The sequence below is a fragment of the Sphingomonas sediminicola genome, assembly GCF_049991885.1.
Classification (GTDB): Bacteria; Pseudomonadota; Alphaproteobacteria; order Sphingomonadales; family Sphingomonadaceae; genus Sphingomicrobium; species Sphingomicrobium sediminicola.
In genome coordinates this window covers 2,035,243-2,054,815 of sequence record NZ_CP178916.1, presented here as the reverse complement: position 1 = coordinate 2,054,815, position 19,573 = coordinate 2,035,243, and the positions used below count along the sequence as shown (strand labels likewise).

Genomic DNA, 19,573 nt, shown 5'->3' with positions numbered 1-19,573 from the left:
CTCAGGCGTGGGCCGGCTGGACGACCGGGCGGTCGGCGGCAACGTCATACTTCGGTGCGTAGAGCGGCTGTTCCTGGCGAACGTCGCCGCGGATGGTCCGCCATACGTTCACGGCCATCATCAGCGCGCCGATGAAGTAGAGGCCGCCGCCGGACAGGCGCATCACGTAATAGGGATGCATCGTCTTCACGATGTCGGCGAAGGAGTAGACGAGGTAACCGTCCTCGCCATATTCGCGCGCCATCAGCCCCTGGCTGATGCCCGCCACCCACATGGAGGCGGCGTAGATCGCAATCCCGACGATCGCCAACCAGAAGTGCCAGTTGACCATGCGGAGCGAGTAGAGCCGCTCGCGGCCCCAGAGGCGCGGGACGAGATAGTAGATCGCAGCGAAGGTGATCATCCCGTTCCAGCCGAGCGCTCCGCTGTGGACGTGGCCGATGGTCCATTCGGTGTAATGCGAGAGCGAATTGACGGCCTTGATGGACATCATCGGGCCCTCGAATGTGCTCATTCCGTAGAAGGCGAGCGCCGCGACCATCATGCGGATGATCGGGTCGGTGCGAAGCTTGTCCCAAGCCCCGTTGAGGGTCATGAGGCCGTTGATCATCCCGCCCCAGCTCGGCATCCACAGCATGACCGAAAAGACCATCCCCAACGTCTGCGCCCAGTCGGGCAGAGCGGTGTAGTGGAGGTGGTGCGGGCCGGCCCAGATGTAGAGAAAGATCAGGCTCCAGAAGTGCACGATCGACAGACGGTAGCTGTAGATCGGGCGTTCAGCCTGCTTGGGCACGAAGTAGTACATCATGGCCAGGAAGCCGGCGGTCAGAAAGAAGCCGACCGCGTTATGGCCGTACCACCACTGCGTGAGGGCATCCTGGACCCCGGAGAAGGCGGAGTAGCTCTTGGAGCCGAGCAGGCTGACCGGCATGCTCAGATTGTTGACCAAGTGGAGCATGGCCACGGTCAGGATGAAACCGAGGTAGAACCAGTTCGCGACGTAGATGTGCGGCTCGCTCCGCTTCATGATCGTGCCGACAAACACTGCGAGGTAGGCGACCCAAACGAGGGTCAGCCAGATGTCGACGTACCATTCGGGCTCGGCATATTCGCGCGATTCCGTGACCCCCATGAGGTAACCGGTCGCGGCCAGGACGATGAACAGCTGGTAACCCCAGAACACGAAGCGTGCGAGCGACGGCAAGGCTAGGCGGGCCCGGCAGGTTCGCTGGACCACGTAGAAGCTCGTCGTGATGAGCGCGGTGCCACCGAATGCGAAGATGACCGCGCTGGTGTGCAAGGGCCGGAGCCTTCCGAAGGTCGACCATTCGAAATGGAGGTTGAGCAGCGGGAAGGAGAGCTGGGCCGCGATGACTAGTCCCACCAAGAAGCCGACCACGCCCCAGAAGACGGTCAGGATCACGCCGAACCTGATGAGCTGGTCGTCGTACCGACTCTCGAGATCACGTGCCGAGGGCTGCAGGAACCCAATGCCGTTGGCGGTCGCGAATGCGGCGAGAATGCCCGCACTGGCGAAGATCAGCATGTGGACTGCAAATGCTGAATCGCGAGCGGCCGCCGCCATGAACAAGGCGGCGCACGCGGCGACCAACAGTGAGAAACTGCGCGAAATCGTCGAGACCATGGAGGCCCTCCCAGCCTTCGCCACTATGCGGAGCGGGCAGCCGATCATTTGATGGAGGTCAATTCTCGCGGATAACGGACTGGAACGTATGGGCAGTCTTGACCTGCATCACTCTGCCAGGCTTCCCGGGCAGCTAGCGCCGCTCTCGGCCAAGATGATAAGGCGCAGAGGCATGAAGATTCACTTCTACGGAAGGCTGGCGGAATCGGTCGGCCGGGAGATCGAAGTCGATGTTCCGGAAAGCTGTTCGGTCTCGGAGCTGCGGGCGCTTTTAGCGACAGAGTATCCGCGTGCGGCGAATGCGCTCGGGCATCGGGTCCGCGCATTGGTCGGCGATATCGTGGTCGCGGACAGCCACATCGTCCGCTCCGGCGACAGCGTCGAATTCTTCCCACCGGTATCCGGAGGCTGATGAGCGTCAGAGCGCGCCTTGAAGCTGGTCCGTTCGATCCGTCGGCCGAGCTGGCGAGATTGGTCGAGGCTGCTTCGAACGATGGCGCGGTGGTCAGTTTCGTCGGCCTCGCCCGGCCGCAATCGAAGGATGGAGCGAATGTCGACCGGCTGGTGCTGGAACATCACCCGCGCCTGACCCTGAAATCGCTCGAGGATATCGCGGTCGAAGCCGCGGAGCGGTTCGATGTGAGCCAGGTCAGGGTCGTCCATCGCTGCGGCGAGATTGGCGCGGGCGAGCCGATCGTCTTCGCCGCCGCGGCGTCCGCGCACCGGCGGGCAGCGTTCGAGGCGGCCGATTACCTCATGGACCGCTTGAAGACCGAAGCAGTCTTCTGGAAACGCGAGGAAGGCCCGGCCGGCGCAAGCTGGATCGAGCCGACCGAGGCGGATTATGCCGACCGGGGCCGGTGGGAGTGACGCGTGGCTGGAATTGACGAGAGCCTGACCTTCTATCCGCTGCGCATTGCCGTGCTGACGGTGTCCGACACGCGCGACGAGCAAACGGATAAGTCCGGCGGCCTTCTTGCAGAGCGGCTGACAGCTGCTGGGCATGAGCTTGCCGGCAAGGCGATCGTGACCGACGACGTGGACGCGATCCGGAGACAGGTCCGGTCGTGGGTCGACGACCCGGGCGTGGACCTTGTCATCTCTACCGGCGGCACGGGCTTTTCCCCGCGGGACGTGACTCCGGAATCGGTCAAGCCCCTGTTCCGGCGGGAGATGGACGGCTTCTCGATACTGTTTCACCAGGCGAGTTTCGGAACCGTGGGTTTCTCAACGCTTCAGTCACGGGCGTTCGCCGGTCAGATCGACGATACGTTCGTCTTTTGCCTGCCGGGCTCGACCGGGGCTTGCCGGGACGGCTGGGACCTCGTGCTGCGCCACGAGCTCGACAGCCGCTATCGCCCCTGCTCTCTAGCCGGACAGATCCCCCGTCTGAGGCATTTGTGCGCGTGAGCAAGCTCACCCATCTCGACGAGCAAGGACGCGCGCGGATGGTCGACGTGTCCGGAAAGGATGTGACCGCGCGCGTTGCGGTGGCTGAGGGCGCGCTTTCGTGCAGTGCCGTCACGCTTGAGCAGGTGAAGGCCGGAACGGCGCCTAAAGGCTCTGTCATTCGGACTGCCGAACTTGCGGGCATCATGGCCGCGAAGCGCACCGCCGAGCTGATCCCGCTCTGCCATCCGCTGCCGATCACGAAGGCGGACGTGAAGATCGAAATGGACGATTCGCTTCCCGGCTTCCGGGTCGCGGCCGAGGTGCGCACCAACGGCGTAACCGGCGTCGAGATGGAGGCGCTGACCGCCGTATCCGTCGCCTGCCTCACCTTGTTCGACATGCTCAAGGCGATCGACCGGACGATGTCGATCGGCGCGATTAGGGTCGTTTCGAAGAGCGGCGGCAAGTCCGGCGACTGGGAGCGGTCGGAGGCGCAATGATCAGCTTCGACGAGGCACTCGAGCGCGTTCGCGGCGCTGCGCATCCGCTTGGGACCGAGACCGTCGCAATCGACGCGGCAGCCGGGCGAGTGCTCGCGGCGCCCGCCATTGCGCGAATTGCATCGCCCCGCCGGGACGTGTCGGCGATGGATGGCTATGCGGTGCGCGAGGCCGACCTCTCAACCCTTCCGGCAAAGCTGAAGATCGTCGGGGATTCCTTCGCTGGCGGCGGCTGGAATGGTGCGATCGGATCGGGCAAGTGCGTCAGGATCTTTACCGGTGCGCCCGTTCCCGAAGGAGCCGATCGGGTCGTCATTCAGGAGAATGTGCGGCGCGAAGACGACCTCGCCGTGATCGGACAGGCCGGCGACGCGCGTCATATCCGGAAGCGTGGCAGCGACTTCGAGCAGGGGCAGCAGCTTCTCGCTGCAGGCCGCCTGCTCGACAAGAGGGCTATCGTGGCCACGGCCGCTGCGGACCTCGCCCAGGTCGAAGTCTATTCGAGGCCGCGCGTGGCGATCCTCGGTACGGGCGATGAGCTCGCTGAGCCTGGGATGGCGGCGGAACTTCCGGACGCGATTCCAGAAAGCGTATCGCTTGGCATTGCAGCGATGGTGGCCGATTGGGGCGCTGACGTCGTCCGGAGGAAACGCCTTCGCGACAAGCTTCCAGTAATGGAGGAAGCTGCAGTCGAGGCCCTAACGGACGCGGATTTGGTGGTCGTCACCGGTGGCGCCTCGGTGGGGGAGAAGGACTTCGCGAAGGCGATGTTCGAGCCATTGGGCCTCGACCTGATTTTCTCGAAGGTTGCCATCAAGCCCGGAAAGCCGGTCTGGCTCGGCCGCGCCAGTTCCAAGCTGGTGATCGGACTTCCCGGAAATCCGACGTCCGCGCTCGTCACCGGAAGGCTGTTCCTCGCGCCATTGCTAGCCGGGTTGTCGGGGCGAAACCCGGACGAAGCGCTGAAGTGGCGGACCGCAAGTCTGGGCACGCCGCTGAAAGAGTGCGGTTCTCGCGAGACGTTTCACCGGGCGCGGTGGAGCGGGGGCAAGGTCGAAATCCTCGGCTTCCAGGATTCGAGCGCCCAGCAGGCGTTGGCAGACGCCGACGTACTCGTCCGCCAACTCGCAGATGCGTCAGCCGTGCCGGCAGGCGCGGAAGTCGAAGTCCTCGACTTCTAGCGCTGAACCCTTCGCTCCGCCTGAGCGAGTTCGGCCGAAGTATTGATATTGAAGAACGGGTCTTCGGGGTCGGCAGGCCAGTCGACAGCGACATAGCCGACCGTTTCCGCGAGCCCCCTAAGTGACCGCCTCCCCGATGCGAGATACTCCGGCACGAAATCGAGCGTTGCGGTGAGCCAAAGCCCGCAGACCGGATGGAGGTACCCGCCGCTCGTCGCGATCGCGGCGCCGTTATTCGCCAATCTTTCAGCAAGTCGATCGGCGAGATCCGGTGGCAGGAACGGCATGTCCGCGGGCAATGTCAGGACTGCATCCGCATCCTCATCGCGTCCGAAGCCGAGCGCAGCGACCAAGCCGGCTAGCGGACCTTCTATCGTCGGGTTGTCCCGAATGATCGCCACTCCCGCATGGCCAACCAGCTGGTCGCGCACCGCCACCGCGACCTCGTCTGACAGTCCGCTCGCGTAATCGATCGCCCGGTCCAGCAAGGTGGTTCCGCCGAGCAGTCGCATCGGTTTATCGCCGCCGATGCGGCTCCCTTCGCCGCCAGCAAGGATGACGGCGGCGATCTTCACGTCAGTAGCAGCTTGACGGCGGCAATCACGAGGACGATCGCCAGTCCCTGCAGCAGGCGATGCCTTGGCAGGCGCGACACGCCCAGCCAGGTCCCGAGAAGCGCACCGGCGAAGACCGACGCGACGAGGACCGGCAGTTCGATCGGAAGCTTCTGAACGCTCGCCAGATTGCCGAGCAGCCCCGCCGCGGAATTGAGAACAATGAACGCCGCGGCGATGCCCGAAGTCTTTCGCGCCTCCTCCCACCCAAACAGGATAATCAGCGGGCTGAGGAAGATTCCGCCGCCGGTTCCGGTCAGCCCCGCAAGCAAGCCGAGGGCTGCTCCCGCCGGTAGTGTCACCGCCAGCGAAGGCGTGTGCACCGGGCGCGCAGCGAGCCGTTCCGGCTGCCAGAAGAGCCTGGCCGCAGCGAGCAGGAGTATTACGCCGACGAGCGGTCTATAGATTTCGGGCGGAAGTTCGACACTGCCGCCGATGTAAGCAGCCGGCACCGCGGTCGCCGCAAAGGCGGCAAGCAGTCTCCAGTTCGTCTGGCCCTTCAGCGCGAAGCTTGCGGCTGCGAACGTCGCGACGACCAGGTTAAGCGCGAGCGCCGTCGGACGCATCGTCTCGGGCGCGATGGAGAACAAGGCCATGATCGCGAGATAGGCCGACGCCCCGCCATGGCCGACGCTCGAATAGAGTGCTGCAGCTATGGCCATCAGAGCGGCGATCCAGATGATCGTGGTCCCGTCCATCGCCCCTCCCTCGATGCAGCCTACCCAAAAGGCTTTGCGCTAGATCACTTCGCCAACGCTCGCCCGGACTAATGAGAATAGCGGGAAACGACAAACGGCGGGCAGCTTATGCGCAAGTTGAACCATCTGGCGGGGGCGGCGGTGGCCGTCCTGGCGACGCTCGCGATCTCGAGCCCTGCACTCGCGGCCGAAGCGGACAAGTCGACTGGAGCCGACCAGCTGCAGATCAAGCCGATCCTCGATGCGCGGCTGCGTTACGAGGCCGTCGATCAGGGCGCGCTCGATGCGGACGCGTTCACGCTGCGCCTGCGCGCCGGAGCCGAAGCGAAGCTGGGCAAGCTCTCGATCCTCGCGGAAGGCGAGGGCACGGCGGCGCTGGTCAATCACTACAATGCCTTCCCCTTCCCGATCGCCGACAGCCAGAGGCGTCCGCAATATGGGGTGGTCTCGGACCCCGAGAACATCGAGCTCAACCGGCTGCAGCTTCAGTACAAGTCGAAGAACGTCGGCGTGACGATTGGCCGCCAGCGCATCAACCTGGACGACCAGCGCTGGGTAGGATCGGTCGGCTGGCGCCAGAACGAGCAGACGTTCGACGGCGTTCGCGGCGAGGGGAAGCTTGGCCCGGTCACGGCCGACCTGACCTACGCGATCAGCCAGCGGACGATCTTCGGCGGCGATGCAGGTCCGCGAACCTCGATCGACGGCAATTTCGTATTTGCCGGTGTCGGTTCGAAGCTCGGTCCGGTGCAGGGTAAGCTGTTCGCCTATTTGATCGACTATGACGAGACCTTCGCCCTGCCGAATAGCAGCCAGACCTATGGCGGCTTTGTAAGCGGCGCCATTCCCCTGGGCGGAAAGACGAAACTGATACTCCGCGGAAGCTATGCCCGGCAGTCGGACTACGGCGATAATCCGTTCAACTATGCGGCGGATTACTGGTCGTTCGAGGCTGGCACGAAGCTCGCCGGCTTCAACCTTACGGGAGGCTGGGAACGGCTCGGCAGCGACAATGGGCGATCGGTGCAAACGCCGCTGGCCACGCTTCACAAGTTCAATGGATGGGCGGACATCTTCCTCACGACTCCGCCGGCAGGACTTGAGGACGCCTATGTCTCCGTCGGCAGGACGTTCGATAAGGTGAAGGCGCTACCCGGCCTCAACGCGGTTGTCGCCTTCCACCAGTTCGACAGCGCCAAAGGCGGTCTGGAATATGGAACGGAGTGGGACGCTTCGGCAGGCTTCAAGCTCGGCAAGATCGGCTTCCTGCTGAAATATGCGGACTACAACGCCAGGGACTTCGGGATCGACACCCGCAAGCTTTGGCTTCAGGCCGAGTGGAGCCTCTAGACGAGGAAGTAGACAGCCAAAATGAGACCCAGGAAGGTCACCAGCAGCCAGACTATCGGCCAGGTCTCGCCCTCATTCTCCTTGGCCGAAGTCGTCTCGATCGGAGCGGGCGACGAGACCTTCGTCTCGTAGACGGTTTCGGTCTCGCTCTTCAGTGCCGGATTGAGCGGGACATTTTGCCGTTCGTCTTTTCGGTCGTTCATGATCGATGCTCCGCCGACGCTCCACCGCGCGGGATTGAAGAGTGCTCCGCACACCCGCGGGCGGTCAAGCGCCAGTGCACCATTCCTAGCAGGCACAGGGTTCCCGGATCGTCCGTTGTCTTCAGACTCGAGGTGAGCGTCGCCCAATCCTCTTCGGAGGCGAAGCGGTTGAAGTCCGACATCGCGGCACGGACGTAGCCGGTCGGAGACATGCCCTGCAGGGTGGAAACTCGCTGAACTTCTTTCGCAAGTTCCGGATCGGACCGTTCGAGCCAGGCCTGGAAATGGCCCGATGAATCCCGAGCCGCCGCCAGCATGTCGCCGAGCATCGGCATCAGGGCGCTCCCGCGATCTGCACGCCCTCGACCTCGTTTCGAGCGGCGAGCGAAGCCACGTAGCGCGCCGCCTCGACCGACCAGCTGCGCGCTTCGAGCATGTCGGCGATCCTGCCCTGCACGACGTCGAAGGGAATTGTGCGTCCCTCGATGCGGCGATGGAGGCGAAGGATATGCCAGCCGAAGCGGGAGCGGATCGGCTCGCGGGCCGTGCTTCCTTCGCCCAGCGCTTCGAGCCCGGCCTGCACTTCCGGCACCAACTCGCCGCGACGGATTTGGCCTAGCGAGCCGTCCTGCTGTGCCGAAGGACATGCGGAGTGTGAGCGAGCCGCAGCGGCGAATGCTTCCGGTCTGTCGCCGACCTGCTCGACAATGCCTTGGGCGCGTTCGAGCGCTGTCTTCCAGGCCTCTTCGCTATCGCCTTCAGGCTCGATCAGGATGTGGGCCGCCTCAAACAGCTCCGGAGTCCGGAAGCGGTTTTCGTTCGCCTGATAGTAGCGAAGGCATTCGGATTCGCCCGGCTCCGCTGGAACGACTTCCTCTTCAAGCAGGGCCCGGATCGTAGCATCGTCGCCGATCTCGGAACGGCCGGAATCGTCGGTGCCCGGCTCTGCTTCGACACCGAGGCGGCGGGCTTCCTGAAGCAGCAACTCACGGACGGCGAGCGCGCGTGCCGCCTCCACCCATGCGGTCTCGGCGTCAGGTGCCGGGTGGTGCTGGATCTCCTGTGCGATCGCTTCGGGCGAAATCTCCACGCCGTTGATCCGGACTTCCCCGAATGTTGGCGGCGGCGGGATCAGCGGTTCCGCGCCGCCGCCGCATCCGCCGGTCTCGCAGGAACTCATCATCCGCGGATCCGGCCGCTGCGCCGGATCGCCGAGATTGATGACGTCGAGGCGGCGGCTCATGCGCCTTCCTGCCCGCTTTCGGCCATCTGCCGAAGCACGGTCGGCCCGCCGTAGCTGGGTGCCCCGCCTGCCGGTCCGCGGGTCGGCGATGCGGCGGTGTGCTTTGAGCGCCGGGTCCGGACGATCTGGTATCCGGGCCGCAGCAGGAACCAGACCGGCGCGCTCCAGATGTGCACGAGGCGCGTGAACGGCGTGATCAGGAACAGCGTCAGCCCAAGGATGATGTGGAGCTTGTAGACGAGCGCCACGTCCTTGAGGATTTCCGGTGCCGCAGGGTTGAGCCGAAGCATTCCGTTCGCCCAGCTCATGAACTTCACCATCTCGCTGCCGTCGAGATGCTTCAACGTCCACCAGGTAGTGAGCAAGCCGAGCGTGAGCTGGAGCCATAGCAGGACCAGGACGAGGATGTCGCCGACCGACGAACTCTTGCGGATCCGCGAATCGAATAGCCGCCGGTGGAGCAGTAAGGTGCAGCCAATGTAGGCGAAGAGGCCGGCGATCCCGCCGACCACCAGCGCCGTGGTCTGCTTGAAAGAATGGCTCACGCCGAGCGCGTCGAAGACGTTGATCGGGGTCAGCAGGCCGACGAAATGGCCCATCAAGAGCACCAGGATTCCCATGTGGAAGAGGTTGGAGCCGAGCACCATCTGGCGGCGGCGGAGGAACTGGCTCGACTGCGATCGCCAGCTGTACTGGTTGGAATCGAAACGCAGGATGCTTCCGACGACCAGCACCGTGACCGCAAGATACGGATACCAGCCGAACGCGAGCTGGTTGATGAAATCGGTCATCGTGCGGCCTCCTGGTTCACCGGGCGGTTCGAGGCCCTGATCTTGGCGACGACTCCCGTCGGGCCGCCCATTTCATGTGCTCCGCCGAGGTTGAACGAGACCGGTGCCTCCTCCCATTCGGCATCGATATCCGCGGCATCCACGGCGGGAGTGTTCTCGTCGACCAGCGCGCGGGCGTCGGCGTCCACGCGAACCTTCGACAGGGCGACGAGCGCGTGGAAGACGGCGCCGTAGGGTGCCTCCCTCTTGTCGAGGCGCTCGGCGAGGGCGGCGAAGACATGCGCGGGCTGACCGAGCATCTCGCGAGCGTCCCGAGCGGAGAGGCAGGACGCATATTCGAGGAACACCGGCACGAAGTCCGGAAGTTCGCTGGCTTCGAGGAAGAAGCCGCTTTCCATATATTGCTGGCCAAGGTCGATCATCGCCTGGCCCCGCTCGCGGCTGTCGCCATGGACATGCTCGAACAGGTGCAACGAAAGCGAGCGGGAGCGGTCGAACAACTCGCTGTAGGCGGACTGAAGGTCGAGCAATTCCGTCGTCCCGATCTTGGTTAGAAGAGTCTCCAGCCGGGCCAATTCGGCGGCGGGCAATACCGCCTCCGATCGAAGCACATGGCGGATTTCGCCGGCGTTCTCCTTCAGCTCCGCCGAAGGATAGCCGAGCAATGCGGCGAGCGATCTCAGCGTTAGCTTCATGAGGGAATGTCCAATCGAGGTTCGCGCTTTGCCCTGGCCTTGTCCGCGCCGCCGCCGAACAAATTGACCTTGGTCCTGCCCTGCGTGCCCTCGCGGAAGCCGAAGCCGGACGATCCGCGAAGGACATAGGCGTCTTCATCCAACTCGCGGCGCGCAGTCGGGATGACATAGCGGTCCTCATAGGCGGCGAGCGCCATGATCCGGTACATTTCCTCGATGCGGGTGCGGGTCAGTCCCACGCGTTCCGGGATGGACTCGTCGATGCGGCCTTCGACGCTCTTCGCACGCATGTAGGCGCGCATCGCCAGCATCCGCTCGAGCGCCGCCGCGATCGGTTCCTCGTCGCCTGCAGTCAGCAGATTGGCGAGGTAGCGCAGCGGAATCCGGAGCGACCGGACGTCCGGCATTCCGTCCTGGACCGACATCTTGCCGGCCTCCGCCGCGGACTGGATTGGCGACAATGGCGGGACGTACCAGACCATCGGAAGTGTCCGGTATTCCGGGTGGAGCGGGAAGGCGATCTTCCACTCGACGGCCATCTTGTAGACCGGCGAGCGCATCGCCGCCTCGAGCCACTGATCGGTGATCCCTTCGGCTCGCGCGGCTTCCTGCACCGCGACGTCATTGGGGTCGAGGAAAACGTCGAGTTGTGCGGGATAGAGGTCCTTCGGATCCTCAACCGAGGCCGCGGAATCGATCCGGTCCGCGTCGTAAAGGACGACGCCGAGATAGCGGATGCGGCCGACGCAGGTTTCCGAGCAGACCGTCGGCTGCCCGGTCTCGATACGCGGGTAGCAGAAGATGCACTTCTCCGACTTTCCGGTCGCCCAGTTGTAATAGATCTTCTTGTACGGGCAGCCCGAGACGCACATCCGCCAGCCACGGCACTTTTCCTGGTCGATCAGGACGATGCCGTCCTCGGCCCGCTTGTAGATCGCGCCGGACGGGCAGGAAGCGAGACAGGCCGGGTTGAGGCAATGCTCGCACAGCCTCGGCAGGTACATCATGAACGTCTTTTCGAACTGGCCGTAGATTTCCTTCTGGACGCCGTCGAAATTGTAATCGTGGCTGCGCTTCTCGAACTCGCCGCCGAGCATATCCTCCCAGTTGCCGCTCCACTCGATCTTGTTGAGCTTTTCGCCGGTGATCAGCGATCGCGGCCGCGCCGTCGGCTGCGCCTGCAGTTCCGGTGCATTTTGCAGCCATTCGTATTCGAAGGTGTACGGCTCGTAGAAGTCGTCGATCTCGGGCAAATGCGGATTGGCGAAGATCTTCGACAGGATGCGCCACTTGGCGCCCTGGCGCGGAACGATCTTTCCGTTTTTCCTGCGGACCCAGCCGCCCTTCCAGCGATCCTGGTTTTCCCAGTCCTTCGGGTAGCCGATGCCGGGCTTGGTCTCGACGTTGTTGAACCAGGCGTATTCGACGCCTTCGCGGTTGGTCCAGACGTTCTTGCAGGTGATCGAGCAGGTGTGACAGCCGATGCACTTGTCGAGGTTCAGGACCATCGCGATCTGCGCACGGACCTTCATCGCGCCGTCTCCTTTCGGGCGGCAAGGTCGCCTCTAACGCCTGTTCCCCAGTCGGCAGTCCCACCCTCGACGTTGGCGGAATCGTCGGCCGCTTTATCGAACCAGTTCACTTCGCTCATCTTGCGGACGATCACGAACTCGTCGCGGTTGGCTCCGACGGTGCCGTAGTAATTGAATCCGTAGGCGAGTTGGACATAGCCGCCGATCATGTGCGTCGGCTTCATGTTGATGCGCGTGACGCTGTTGTGGATTCCGCCGCGCTGGCCGGTGATCTCCGACCCCACCGTGTTCACCAGCTTTTCCTGCGCATGGTACATGATGGCGGAGCCCGGCATGATCCGCTGCGACACGATCGCCCGGGCGGTCAGAGCGCCGTTGACGTTGAACACCTCGATCCAGTCGTTGTCGACAATGCCTGCTGCCTTTGCGTCATCCTCGCTGATCCACACCGTCGGCCCGCCCCGGTTGAGGCTGAGCATGATCAGGTTCTCGGTGTAGGTCGAATGGATGCCCCACTTCTGGTGGGGCGTGAGGATGTTGAGCAGGATCTCCTGGTTGCCGTTCGGCAGCTTGCCGAGAACCTGGCGCACGGTCTTGGTGTCGATCGGCGGACGCCAGGTAACAAACGCCTCGCCGAACGCCCGCATCCAGTGATGGTCCTGATAGAGCTGCTGCCGGCCGGTCAGTGTCCGCCACGGGATCAACTCGTGCACGTTAGTATAGCCGGCGTTGTAGCAGACGTGCTCGCTTTCGAGCCCCGACCAGATCGGTGACGAGATGATCTTGCGCGGCTGCGCGGCGACGTCGCGGAAGCGGATCTTCTCCTCCTCCTTGCCCACGGCGAGATGCGAGTGGTCGCGGCCGGTGATCTTGCCGAGCGACTCCCAGGCCTTCACCGCGACCTCCCCGTTGGTCTCCGGAGCGAGCATGAGGATGGTCTCGCAGGCGTCGATGTCGGAATCGATCTTCGGGCGCCCGGCGGTCGTTCCCTCGATGACCCTGCCGTTGAGATCGCCGAGAAGCTGGACCTCGTGCTTGGTGTCCCAGTTGAGGCCCTTGGCGCCATTGCCGAGCTTTTCGAGCAACGGACCCATCGACGTGAAGCGCGCGAACGTCTCCGGATAGTTGCGTTCGACGATCGTCACGTTCGGCATGGTCTTGCCGGGGATCGGCTCGCATTCGCCCTTCAACCAGTCCTTCGGCTCATAGGGCTGCGCAAGCTCGGCCGGCGTGTCATGCAAGATCGGAGTCATCACCAGGTCGTGCTCGACCCTGAGAACTTCCGGCGCGACGTCGGAGAATTTCTTCGCGATCTCCCGGAAGATGTTCCAGTCGCTTTTCGTTTCCCACGCCGGATCCACCGCCGCCGAAAGCGGGTGGATGAACGGGTGCATGTCCGACGTGTTGAGGTCGTGCTTCTCGTACCAGGTGGCGGTTGGAAGGACTACGTCGGAATAGATGCTGGTGGTCGACATGCGGAAGTCGATGTTGACCATCAGGTCGAGCTTCCCGACCGGCGCGTCTTCTCGCCACACGACGTCCTTCGGGCGTTCGAGGCCCGCTGATTCTTCGTCCGTGCCGATCACTCCGTGCATCGAGCCAACGAGATGCTTTAGGAAATATTCGTGTCCCTTGCCGCTCGCGCCGAGCACGTTCGAGCGCCAGAAGAACATGTTGCGCGGCCAGTTGACCGGATTGTCGGGATCGAGGCTCGCGGGCTTGAGGTCCCCGGATTTCAGGGCGTCGACGACAACCGTCGCCGGGTCGGCGCCAATGCTCTTGATGCGGTTGCCCCATTCGATCGGATTGGCGTCGAACTGCGGCGCCGACGGAAGCCAGCCCATCCGCTCTGCCTTGGCATTGTAGTCGAGCAAACTCCCCGACCAGTCGCCTTCTGGAGCGAGCGGAGACAGAATCTCCGACATTTTCAGGCTCTCGTACCGCCACTGGTCCGTGTGCGCGTAGAAGAAGCTCGTTCCGTTCATCTGCCTCGGCGGGCGGCTCCAGTCGAGCCCGAACGCGAGCGGCAGCCAGCCGGTCTGCGGACGGAGCTTTTCCTGGCCGACATAGTGCGACCAGCCGCCGCCCGACTGGCCGACGCATCCACACATGACGAGCAGCGCGATGATCCCGCGATAGCTCATGTCCATGTGGTACCAATGGTTGAGGCCTGCCCCGAGGATCACCATCGAACGGCCGTTCGTGATCTCTGCGTTCGATGCGAATTCGCGCGCGACCTGGATGATGGCCTGGCGCGGGACACCGGTGACCTTCTCGGCCCACGCTGGCGTGAACGGTACGTCGTCATCGAAGCTCTTCGCGACGTTGGCGCCGCCAAACCTGCGGTCGACGCCGTAATTTGCGCAGAAGAGGTCGAACACCGTTGCGACCTGCGCTTTGCTGCCGTCGGCGAGCTTCAGCGTCTTGACGGGGATGTTGCGCAGCAGGACTTCGGGGTGATCCGTCGCGACGAAGTCGTGCGGGGCGTCGCCGCCGAAGTAGGGGAATGCCACGGGGACGATCTCGTCATGGTCGTCGGCCAGCGTTGTGCGGAGGCGGACGTCCTTGCCCTTCCCGTCCTTCTCCTCGAGATTCCATTTGCCCTTGTCGCCCCAGCGGTGGCCCGCCGATCCGAGCGGACAGACCAGCTTTCCACTGTTCTCGTCGTAGGCGACCGTTTTCCAATCGGGATTGGCATCTTCGCCAAGCGCCCCCTTGATGTCTGCCGCGCGGAGCAGCCGGTCCTGGACCAGGCGGCCGTCGCGTTCGACTAGCTTCACGAGCAACGGGAAGTCCGAATATTTGCGCGTGTAGTCGGTGAAGTATTCCGCCTGCCGGTCGACGTAAAATTCACGGAGCACGACGTGGCCGAGCGCCAGCGCGAGCGCGGCGTCGGTGCCCTGTTTGGGGTGCAGCCACATATCCGAGAATTTCGCGGCCTCGTTGTAGTCGGGCGCGATGACCACGCTCTTCGCGCCGCGGTAGCGAACTTCCGAGTAGAAGTGCGCGTCGGGCGCGCGTGTCATCGGGATGTTCGAGCCCCACACGAGCAGGAAGCCCGCGTTGTACCAGTCGGCGCTTTCCGGAACGTCGGTCTGCTCGCCCCAGGTCTGCGGGCTCGACGGCGGAAGGTCGCAATACCAGTCGTAGAAGCTGAGCAGATTGCCGCCGATCAGAGAGAGGTAACGGCTGCCCGCTGCGTAGGAGATCATCGACATCGCCGGGATCGGCGAGAAGCCCGCGATCCGGTCAGGGCCATATTCCTTGATCGTGTAGGCGTTGGCTGCGGCGATCAGCTCGGTCACTTCGTCCCAGCCAACGCGGACGAAACCGCCGCGACCGCGCTTCGACACCCAGTCGCGCCGCTTGTCGGTATCTTGGACGATCGACTTCCAGGCCGCGACGGGGGTCATGGTCTTCCGGGCCTCGCGCCAGTGGCGGACCAGCCGTGCGCGGACGAGCGGATATTTGATGCGCGTTCCGGAATAGAGGTACCAGCTGTAGCTCGCGCCGCGCGGACATCCGCGAGGCTCATGGTTCGGGAGGTCCGGCCGGGTGCGTGGATAATCGGTCTGCTGGGTCTCCCAGGTGACGATCCCGCCTTTCACGTAGATTTTCCACGAGCAGGAACCGGTGCAATTCACGCCGTGCGTGGAGCGAACTATCTTGTCGGCCGCCCAGCGCTTCCGATACGCATCCTCCCAATCGCGCGCCTCATCCGTCGTGATCCCGTGCCCATCCGCGAACTTTTCCTGAGTTCGACGGAAGTAAGTGAGGCGGTCGAGGAAATGACTCATCCTTGCGTCCTTTTATGCAGGCACGGCGGCGGCGGATCGGAGGGCAGGCTTCCGCTCTAGGTCACGAAGCACGCCGCGCGGGCCGCTGTAGGCAAACCAGGTCAGTGCGGCGCAGCTGAGGTAGAAGACCAGGAAGCCCCACAGCGCGGTGTCCGCGGCTCCCGTCATCTGGATCGACGAGCCGTAGGCCTTCGGAATGTAGAAGGCGCCGTAAGCAGCGATCGCAGAGGTGAAGCCGATCACCGCCGCGGATTCCCGTTCCGCCTGCGCACGGCGCTGCGGTTCCGGAAGTGCGGGCTCGGTGCGGTCGATTTCGCGGCGCATGATCCCGGGCACCATCTGGAAGGTCGATGCATTGCCGACACCGCTCGCGATGAACAGCAGCAGGACCATCGAGAAGAAGCCGGGGAAGCTCCGCGCGTCGAGGAACCAGATCATCCCGACGATCGCGACGATCTGAACGACGAACACCCAGAAGCTGACCCGCGCTCCGCCGTAGCGGTCGGAGACCCAGCCGGTGGCTGCCCGCGAGATTGCTCCGAGCAGCGGGCCGACGAAGGCATATTTGAGCGCATTGACGTCCGGGAACACGAGCTTGGCGAGCAGCGGGAAGCCCGCCGACATGCCGATGAAGGTCCCGAATGTGCCGGTGTAGAGCCAGCACATCAGCCAGGTATGAAGCCGACCGAAGATCGCCGACTGGTCGGCGAAAGAAGACTTGGCACTGAGGATGTCGTTCATCCCGAACCAGGCCGCGATCGCGCCGAGCATGACGAACGGCACCCAGACGAATCCGGCGTTCTGCATCCACAGCTGCGTGCCGTCCGAGGCGACCTGCGCCTGTCCGCCGAGCGCTCCGAACAGGCCCATGGTCACGACGACCGGAACTAGGAACTGCATGACGCTGACGCCGAGATTGCCGAGGCCCGCATTGAGCGCCAGCGCATTGCCCTTCTCTGCCTTCGGGAAGAAGTAGCTGATGTTCGCCATCGACGAGGCGAAGTTGCCGCCGCCAAGTCCGCACAGAAGCGCGAGCACGAGGAAGATGAGGTAGGGCGTGTCGGGCGACTGCACGGCGTAGCCGATCCCGAAGGCCGGGATGAGCAGCGACGCGGTCGATAGGGTCGTCCACAGGCGACCGCCGAAGATGGGTACGAGGAAAGCGTAGAAGATCCGAAGGGTGGCGCCGGAAAGGCCCGGAAGTGCTGCCAGCCAGAACAGCTGATCGGTGGTGAAGTCGAAGCCGATGGCGGGCAAGCGCGCGACGACGACGCTCCACACCATCCAGACCGCGAACGACAGCATCAGGCAGTAGGTGGAGATGCCGAGATTGCGCCTTGCGATCGCCTTGCCGCGGCTCCGCCAGAAATCCTCGTCCTCAGGACGCCAGTCGGCGATCGGTCCCGCGCGGCGCGGTGGAGCTTCGACACCCGGCTCTCCAAATCCCTGCATTTCGGGGAGCTCGGGAACGAGGGCCGCCTCGCCGCGACGCTGGGCCGAACGCTCCATTTGGCGGACCGCGAAGTGCATCCAGACCAGCGCGATCGAGACGAGCACGAACAGCAGTACGAAGCAGCTAGTCCAAACGCCGGTCAGATCATTGAGCGCTCCGAACGCAAGCGGGAGGATGAATCCGCCAAGCCCGCCGACCATCCCAACAAGGCCGCCGACGGCGCCGACATGGTTCGGATAGTAGACGGGGATGTGCTTGAAGACCGCGGCCTTGCCCAGGCTCATGAAGAAGCCGAGCACGAAGATGGTGACCAAGAACGGGATGAGGCCCATTTCGGTGCGGAAGGTGATCGGCCCCCGCACGCCCTCAATGATGTAGGTCGTCGGCGGATAAGACAGCATGAAGGTGCAGAGCACCGAGATCGCGAAAGTGACGTAGAGCACCGAGCGGGCGCCGTAGCGATCAGACAATTTCCCGCCGTAAATCCTGAACAGGCTCGCAGGCACGGAATAGAAGGCGGCGAGCATGCCTGCCGTCTTCACGTCTAGGTTGTAGACACCCATCAGGTAGCGGGGCAGCCACAGCGCAAGCGCCACGAACGCGCCGAAGACGAAGAAGTAATAAAGAGCGAACCGCCAGACCTGCAGGTTCTTCAGCACCGCAAGCTGGTTGCCCATGCTCGCGGCCTTGTGCCCCGACTTTGCGCGTCCGCGCTGTTCCGGGTCTTCCTTGGTGAACAGCAGGAAGAGGACCGCGGTTAAGCCGATCGCGCCCGCCCAGATCTGCGCGACCGCCTGCCAGCCCATCGCAACCATCACGAACGGTGCGAGGAACTTGGTCACCGCCGCGCCGACATTGCCGGCCCCAAAAATGCCGAGCGCCAGGCCCTGCTTCTCCTTGGGGTAGAATTTGGAGACGTAGGTGACGCCCACTGAGAAGGAGCCACCCGCAATGCCGACCCCGAGCGCCGCGATCAGCAGCTGCTCGTATGTGTGTGCGTAAGAAGTCAGGAACGTCGCGATCGCAGCGGCGATCATCACGCCCGCGAAGACGCGGCGGCCACCGAACTGGTCCGCCCAGACGCCAAGAACGACCCGTGTCAGCGAGCCTGTGAGTATCGGAGTTCCGATGAGCAGTCCGAACTCGGTCTCGTTCAGTCCGAGCTGATCCTTTACCCCCAACCCGACGATCGAGAAGATCGTCCAGACGGCGAAGCAGACTGTGAATGCGATGGTGCTGGACCAAAGTGCCTGATTGGCGCCTTCGGCGGGCCGTTCGGTCATCATGATCATCGGGCTTCCCCTCGCGATCCGCGATTCGTTGCAGGCGGCTTTTCGCAGCAACGAGGAGGGAGCCGATTGATCAGAATCATTTGGAGTGCGGCTATCCCCCAGTCACGCTCATGTGCCGGGCCACCGCCGGCGCGCCGCCGATTTGGAAGTCATGCCGGCGGGGCTTGCCCGCGAGCAGCCGGTCGAGCAGCCGGTCGACTTCCTCGCGCCCGCCAGACCGAAGCGCATCGCGAAGCTCGACCTTTTGGTCGTGACCGAGGCAGCCGTAGACCGTTCCGGTCGCGGCGATGCGGATGCGGTTACAGCCTTCGCAGAAATTGTTGGTCAGGGGAGTGATCAAGCCGAGCCGGGATCGCAGCTCCACGACATCGAAATAGCGCGCCGGACCGCCCGTGCGCTTTGTCGATGGCACGAGGGTGAAGCGCTCCTCGAGCCTGTGCTTTACGGCGTCGAGCGGAAGATAATGGTCGGTGCGATCCTCCTCGACTTGACCCAGCGGCATGGTCTCGATGAGGGTCAGGTCCATCGCCATCGCCGCGCACCAGCGCAGCATGCCCTCGATCTCGTCCTCGTTGATTCCGGCCAGCGCGACCATGTTGATCTTGACCGCGAGCCCTGCGGTCAGCGCCGCGTCGATTCCGCGAAGGACCTGGCTGAGATCGCCGCCTCGGGTGATGTGCCCGAAGCGTTCCGGCCGCCGGCTGTCGAGGCTGACGTTGATCCGCCGGATGCCCGCATCGTGAAGCTCGGTCGCGAATCGTTCGAGCCGGGTGCCGTTGGTCGTCAGCACCAGCTCGTCGAGCCCCGATCCGATGCGCTGGCCGAGCGAGCGGACGAGTTCCATCATTCCCTTGCGAACCAGCGGCTCGCCGCCTGTCAGCCTAATTTTTCGAACGCCACGCGCGATCAGGATTTCCGAAAGCTCGACCATCTCCTCCAGGGTCAGGATGTCGCGCTTCGGGAGGAACTGCATGTGCTCGGACATGCAGTAGCGGCACCTCAGGTCGCACCGGTCCGTGACCGACAGGCGCACGTAGGTGATTCGCCGGCCGAAGCTGTCGACAAGACCGTCCGGCCTTTCATTCGCAAGATTGGTCACGACCAATACTCACCTCGCGTTTCCACGCGCTTCGGCTAGCGCGCGGCTTAGGCCCCGATGGTGATTTGGATCAAGGCCTGTCGCTAAC

At 63.8% G+C, this 19,573-nt stretch carries 18 protein-coding genes; 6 read left to right on the top strand and 12 right to left on the bottom strand.

Translation table 11 applies throughout. From position 1 onward, the window contains the following. Position 1 precedes the first annotated feature (1 nt). Entirely contained in the window at positions 2 to 1,645 is a 1,644-nt protein-coding gene (gene ccoN, locus ACMC5O_RS10695) for a cytochrome-c oxidase, cbb3-type subunit I (RefSeq protein ID WP_426692830.1), read from the bottom strand. A 172-nt stretch (positions 1,646 to 1,817) separates the two neighbouring features. Between ccoN and ACMC5O_RS10690 the strand changes: the two genes are divergently transcribed. From ACMC5O_RS10690 to ACMC5O_RS10670, 5 genes are read left to right on the top strand one after another with little or no spacing between them, the layout of a single operon-like run. Then, positions 1,818 to 2,057, top strand: coding sequence for a MoaD/ThiS family protein (locus ACMC5O_RS10690; RefSeq protein ID WP_187708803.1), 240 nt, complete (start codon positions 1,818 to 1,820; stop codon positions 2,055 to 2,057). Further along, positions 2,057 to 2,515 carry a molybdenum cofactor biosynthesis protein MoaE gene (locus tag ACMC5O_RS10685; protein ID WP_187708804.1) on the top strand — a complete coding sequence of 153 codons (459 nt, stop codon included), beginning with the start codon at positions 2,057 to 2,059 and terminating at the stop codon, positions 2,513 to 2,515. Before ACMC5O_RS10690 ends, ACMC5O_RS10685 begins: the two co-directional genes overlap by 1 nt. 3 nt (positions 2,516 to 2,518) lie before the next feature. Then, positions 2,519 to 3,055, top strand: coding sequence for a molybdenum cofactor biosynthesis protein B (gene moaB, locus ACMC5O_RS10680; protein WP_426692829.1), 537 nt, complete (start codon positions 2,519 to 2,521; stop codon positions 3,053 to 3,055). After that, entirely contained in the window at positions 3,052 to 3,537 is a 486-nt protein-coding gene (moaC, locus tag ACMC5O_RS10675) for a cyclic pyranopterin monophosphate synthase MoaC (RefSeq protein ID WP_187708806.1), read from the top strand. The genes moaB and moaC overlap by 4 nt, the downstream gene beginning before the upstream one ends. Further along, positions 3,534 to 4,718: a molybdopterin molybdotransferase MoeA gene (locus tag ACMC5O_RS10670; RefSeq protein ID WP_246444286.1), complete on the top strand. Its 1,185-nt coding sequence runs from the start codon at positions 3,534 to 3,536 to the stop codon at positions 4,716 to 4,718. Before moaC ends, ACMC5O_RS10670 begins: the two co-directional genes overlap by 4 nt. On the opposite strand, the gene mobA is transcribed toward ACMC5O_RS10670, so the two are convergent. Then, entirely contained in the window at positions 4,715 to 5,293 is a 579-nt protein-coding gene (mobA, locus tag ACMC5O_RS10665; RefSeq protein WP_426692828.1) for a molybdenum cofactor guanylyltransferase, read from the bottom strand. The two genes, ACMC5O_RS10670 and mobA, sit on opposite strands and share 4 nt — an antisense overlap. Continuing rightward, a complete protein-coding gene (locus ACMC5O_RS10660; RefSeq protein ID WP_426692827.1) occupies positions 5,290 to 6,030 on the bottom strand; it encodes a sulfite exporter TauE/SafE family protein in 741 nt (246 codons plus the stop codon). The genes mobA and ACMC5O_RS10660 overlap by 4 nt, the downstream gene beginning before the upstream one ends. A 108-nt stretch (positions 6,031 to 6,138) precedes the next feature. Here ACMC5O_RS10660 and ACMC5O_RS10655 point away from each other — a divergent pair, with 108 nt between their 5' ends. Further along, positions 6,139 to 7,380, top strand: a complete 1,242-nt coding sequence (locus ACMC5O_RS10655; protein WP_426692826.1) for an alginate export family protein — start codon at positions 6,139 to 6,141, stop codon at positions 7,378 to 7,380. Here the strand turns inward: ACMC5O_RS10655 and ACMC5O_RS10650 are convergent. From ACMC5O_RS10650 to moaA, 9 genes are all read right to left on the bottom strand, one after another. Next, entirely contained in the window at positions 7,377 to 7,583 is a 207-nt protein-coding gene (locus tag ACMC5O_RS10650) for a hypothetical protein (RefSeq protein WP_187708808.1), read from the bottom strand. The two genes, ACMC5O_RS10655 and ACMC5O_RS10650, sit on opposite strands and share 4 nt — an antisense overlap. Further along, positions 7,580 to 7,918 (bottom strand): hypothetical protein, encoded by a 339-nt coding sequence (locus ACMC5O_RS10645; RefSeq protein WP_187708809.1) that lies wholly within the window; start codon positions 7,916 to 7,918, stop codon positions 7,580 to 7,582. The genes ACMC5O_RS10650 and ACMC5O_RS10645 overlap by 4 nt, the downstream gene beginning before the upstream one ends. Beyond that, positions 7,918 to 8,826: a peptidylprolyl isomerase gene (locus ACMC5O_RS10640; RefSeq protein ID WP_187708810.1), complete on the bottom strand. Its 909-nt coding sequence runs from the start codon at positions 8,824 to 8,826 to the stop codon at positions 7,918 to 7,920. The genes ACMC5O_RS10645 and ACMC5O_RS10640 overlap by 1 nt, the downstream gene beginning before the upstream one ends. Beyond that, positions 8,823 to 9,617, bottom strand: coding sequence for a respiratory nitrate reductase subunit gamma (gene narI / locus ACMC5O_RS10635; protein ID WP_187708811.1), 795 nt, complete (start codon positions 9,615 to 9,617; stop codon positions 8,823 to 8,825). Before narI ends, ACMC5O_RS10640 begins: the two co-directional genes overlap by 4 nt. Further along, positions 9,614 to 10,312 (bottom strand): nitrate reductase molybdenum cofactor assembly chaperone, encoded by a 699-nt coding sequence (gene narJ / locus ACMC5O_RS10630; protein WP_187708812.1) that lies wholly within the window; start codon positions 10,310 to 10,312, stop codon positions 9,614 to 9,616. The genes narI and narJ overlap by 4 nt, the downstream gene beginning before the upstream one ends. Further along, entirely contained in the window at positions 10,309 to 11,844 is a 1,536-nt protein-coding gene (narH, locus tag ACMC5O_RS10625) for a nitrate reductase subunit beta (protein ID WP_187708813.1), read from the bottom strand. Before narH ends, narJ begins: the two co-directional genes overlap by 4 nt. Then, positions 11,841 to 15,641, bottom strand: a complete 3,801-nt coding sequence (locus ACMC5O_RS10620; RefSeq protein WP_426692825.1) for a nitrate reductase subunit alpha — start codon at positions 15,639 to 15,641, stop codon at positions 11,841 to 11,843. The genes narH and ACMC5O_RS10620 overlap by 4 nt, the downstream gene beginning before the upstream one ends. A 12-nt stretch (positions 15,642 to 15,653) precedes the next feature. Next, a complete protein-coding gene (locus ACMC5O_RS10615) occupies positions 15,654 to 18,386 on the bottom strand; it encodes a nitrate/nitrite transporter (RefSeq protein ID WP_426692824.1) in 2,733 nt (910 codons plus the stop codon). Positions 18,387 to 18,477: 91 nt separating this feature from the next. Continuing rightward, positions 18,478 to 19,485, bottom strand: a complete 1,008-nt coding sequence (gene moaA, locus ACMC5O_RS10610) for a GTP 3',8-cyclase MoaA (RefSeq protein WP_187708816.1) — start codon at positions 19,483 to 19,485, stop codon at positions 18,478 to 18,480. Positions 19,486 to 19,573 lie beyond the last annotated feature (88 nt).

Coding starts and splice junctions, on each gene's coding strand:
- ccoN (WP_426692830.1), bottom strand. CDS start 1,645: ATGGTCTCGACGATTTCGCGCAGTTTCTCACTGTTGGTCGCCGCGTGC.
- ACMC5O_RS10690 (WP_187708803.1), top strand. CDS start 1,818: ATGAAGATTCACTTCTACGGAAGGCTGGCGGAATCGGTCGGCCGGGAG.
- ACMC5O_RS10685 (WP_187708804.1), top strand. CDS start 2,057: ATGAGCGTCAGAGCGCGCCTTGAAGCTGGTCCGTTCGATCCGTCGGCC.
- ACMC5O_RS10670 (WP_246444286.1), top strand. CDS start 3,534: ATGATCAGCTTCGACGAGGCACTCGAGCGCGTTCGCGGCGCTGCGCAT.
- ACMC5O_RS10660 (WP_426692827.1), bottom strand. CDS start 6,030: ATGGACGGGACCACGATCATCTGGATCGCCGCTCTGATGGCCATAGCT.
- ACMC5O_RS10655 (WP_426692826.1), top strand. CDS start 6,139: ATGCGCAAGTTGAACCATCTGGCGGGGGCGGCGGTGGCCGTCCTGGCG.
- ACMC5O_RS10650 (WP_187708808.1), bottom strand. CDS start 7,583: ATGAACGACCGAAAAGACGAACGGCAAAATGTCCCGCTCAATCCGGCA.
- ACMC5O_RS10645 (WP_187708809.1), bottom strand. CDS start 7,918: ATGCCGATGCTCGGCGACATGCTGGCGGCGGCTCGGGATTCATCGGGC.
- ACMC5O_RS10640 (WP_187708810.1), bottom strand. CDS start 8,826: ATGAGCCGCCGCCTCGACGTCATCAATCTCGGCGATCCGGCGCAGCGG.
- narI (WP_187708811.1), bottom strand. CDS start 9,617: ATGACCGATTTCATCAACCAGCTCGCGTTCGGCTGGTATCCGTATCTT.
- narJ (WP_187708812.1), bottom strand. CDS start 10,312: ATGAAGCTAACGCTGAGATCGCTCGCCGCATTGCTCGGCTATCCTTCG.
- narH (WP_187708813.1), bottom strand. CDS start 11,844: ATGAAGGTCCGTGCGCAGATCGCGATGGTCCTGAACCTCGACAAGTGC.
- ACMC5O_RS10620 (WP_426692825.1), bottom strand. CDS start 15,641: ATGAGTCATTTCCTCGACCGCCTCACTTACTTCCGTCGAACTCAGGAA.
- ACMC5O_RS10615 (WP_426692824.1), bottom strand. CDS start 18,386: ATGATCATGATGACCGAACGGCCCGCCGAAGGCGCCAATCAGGCACTT.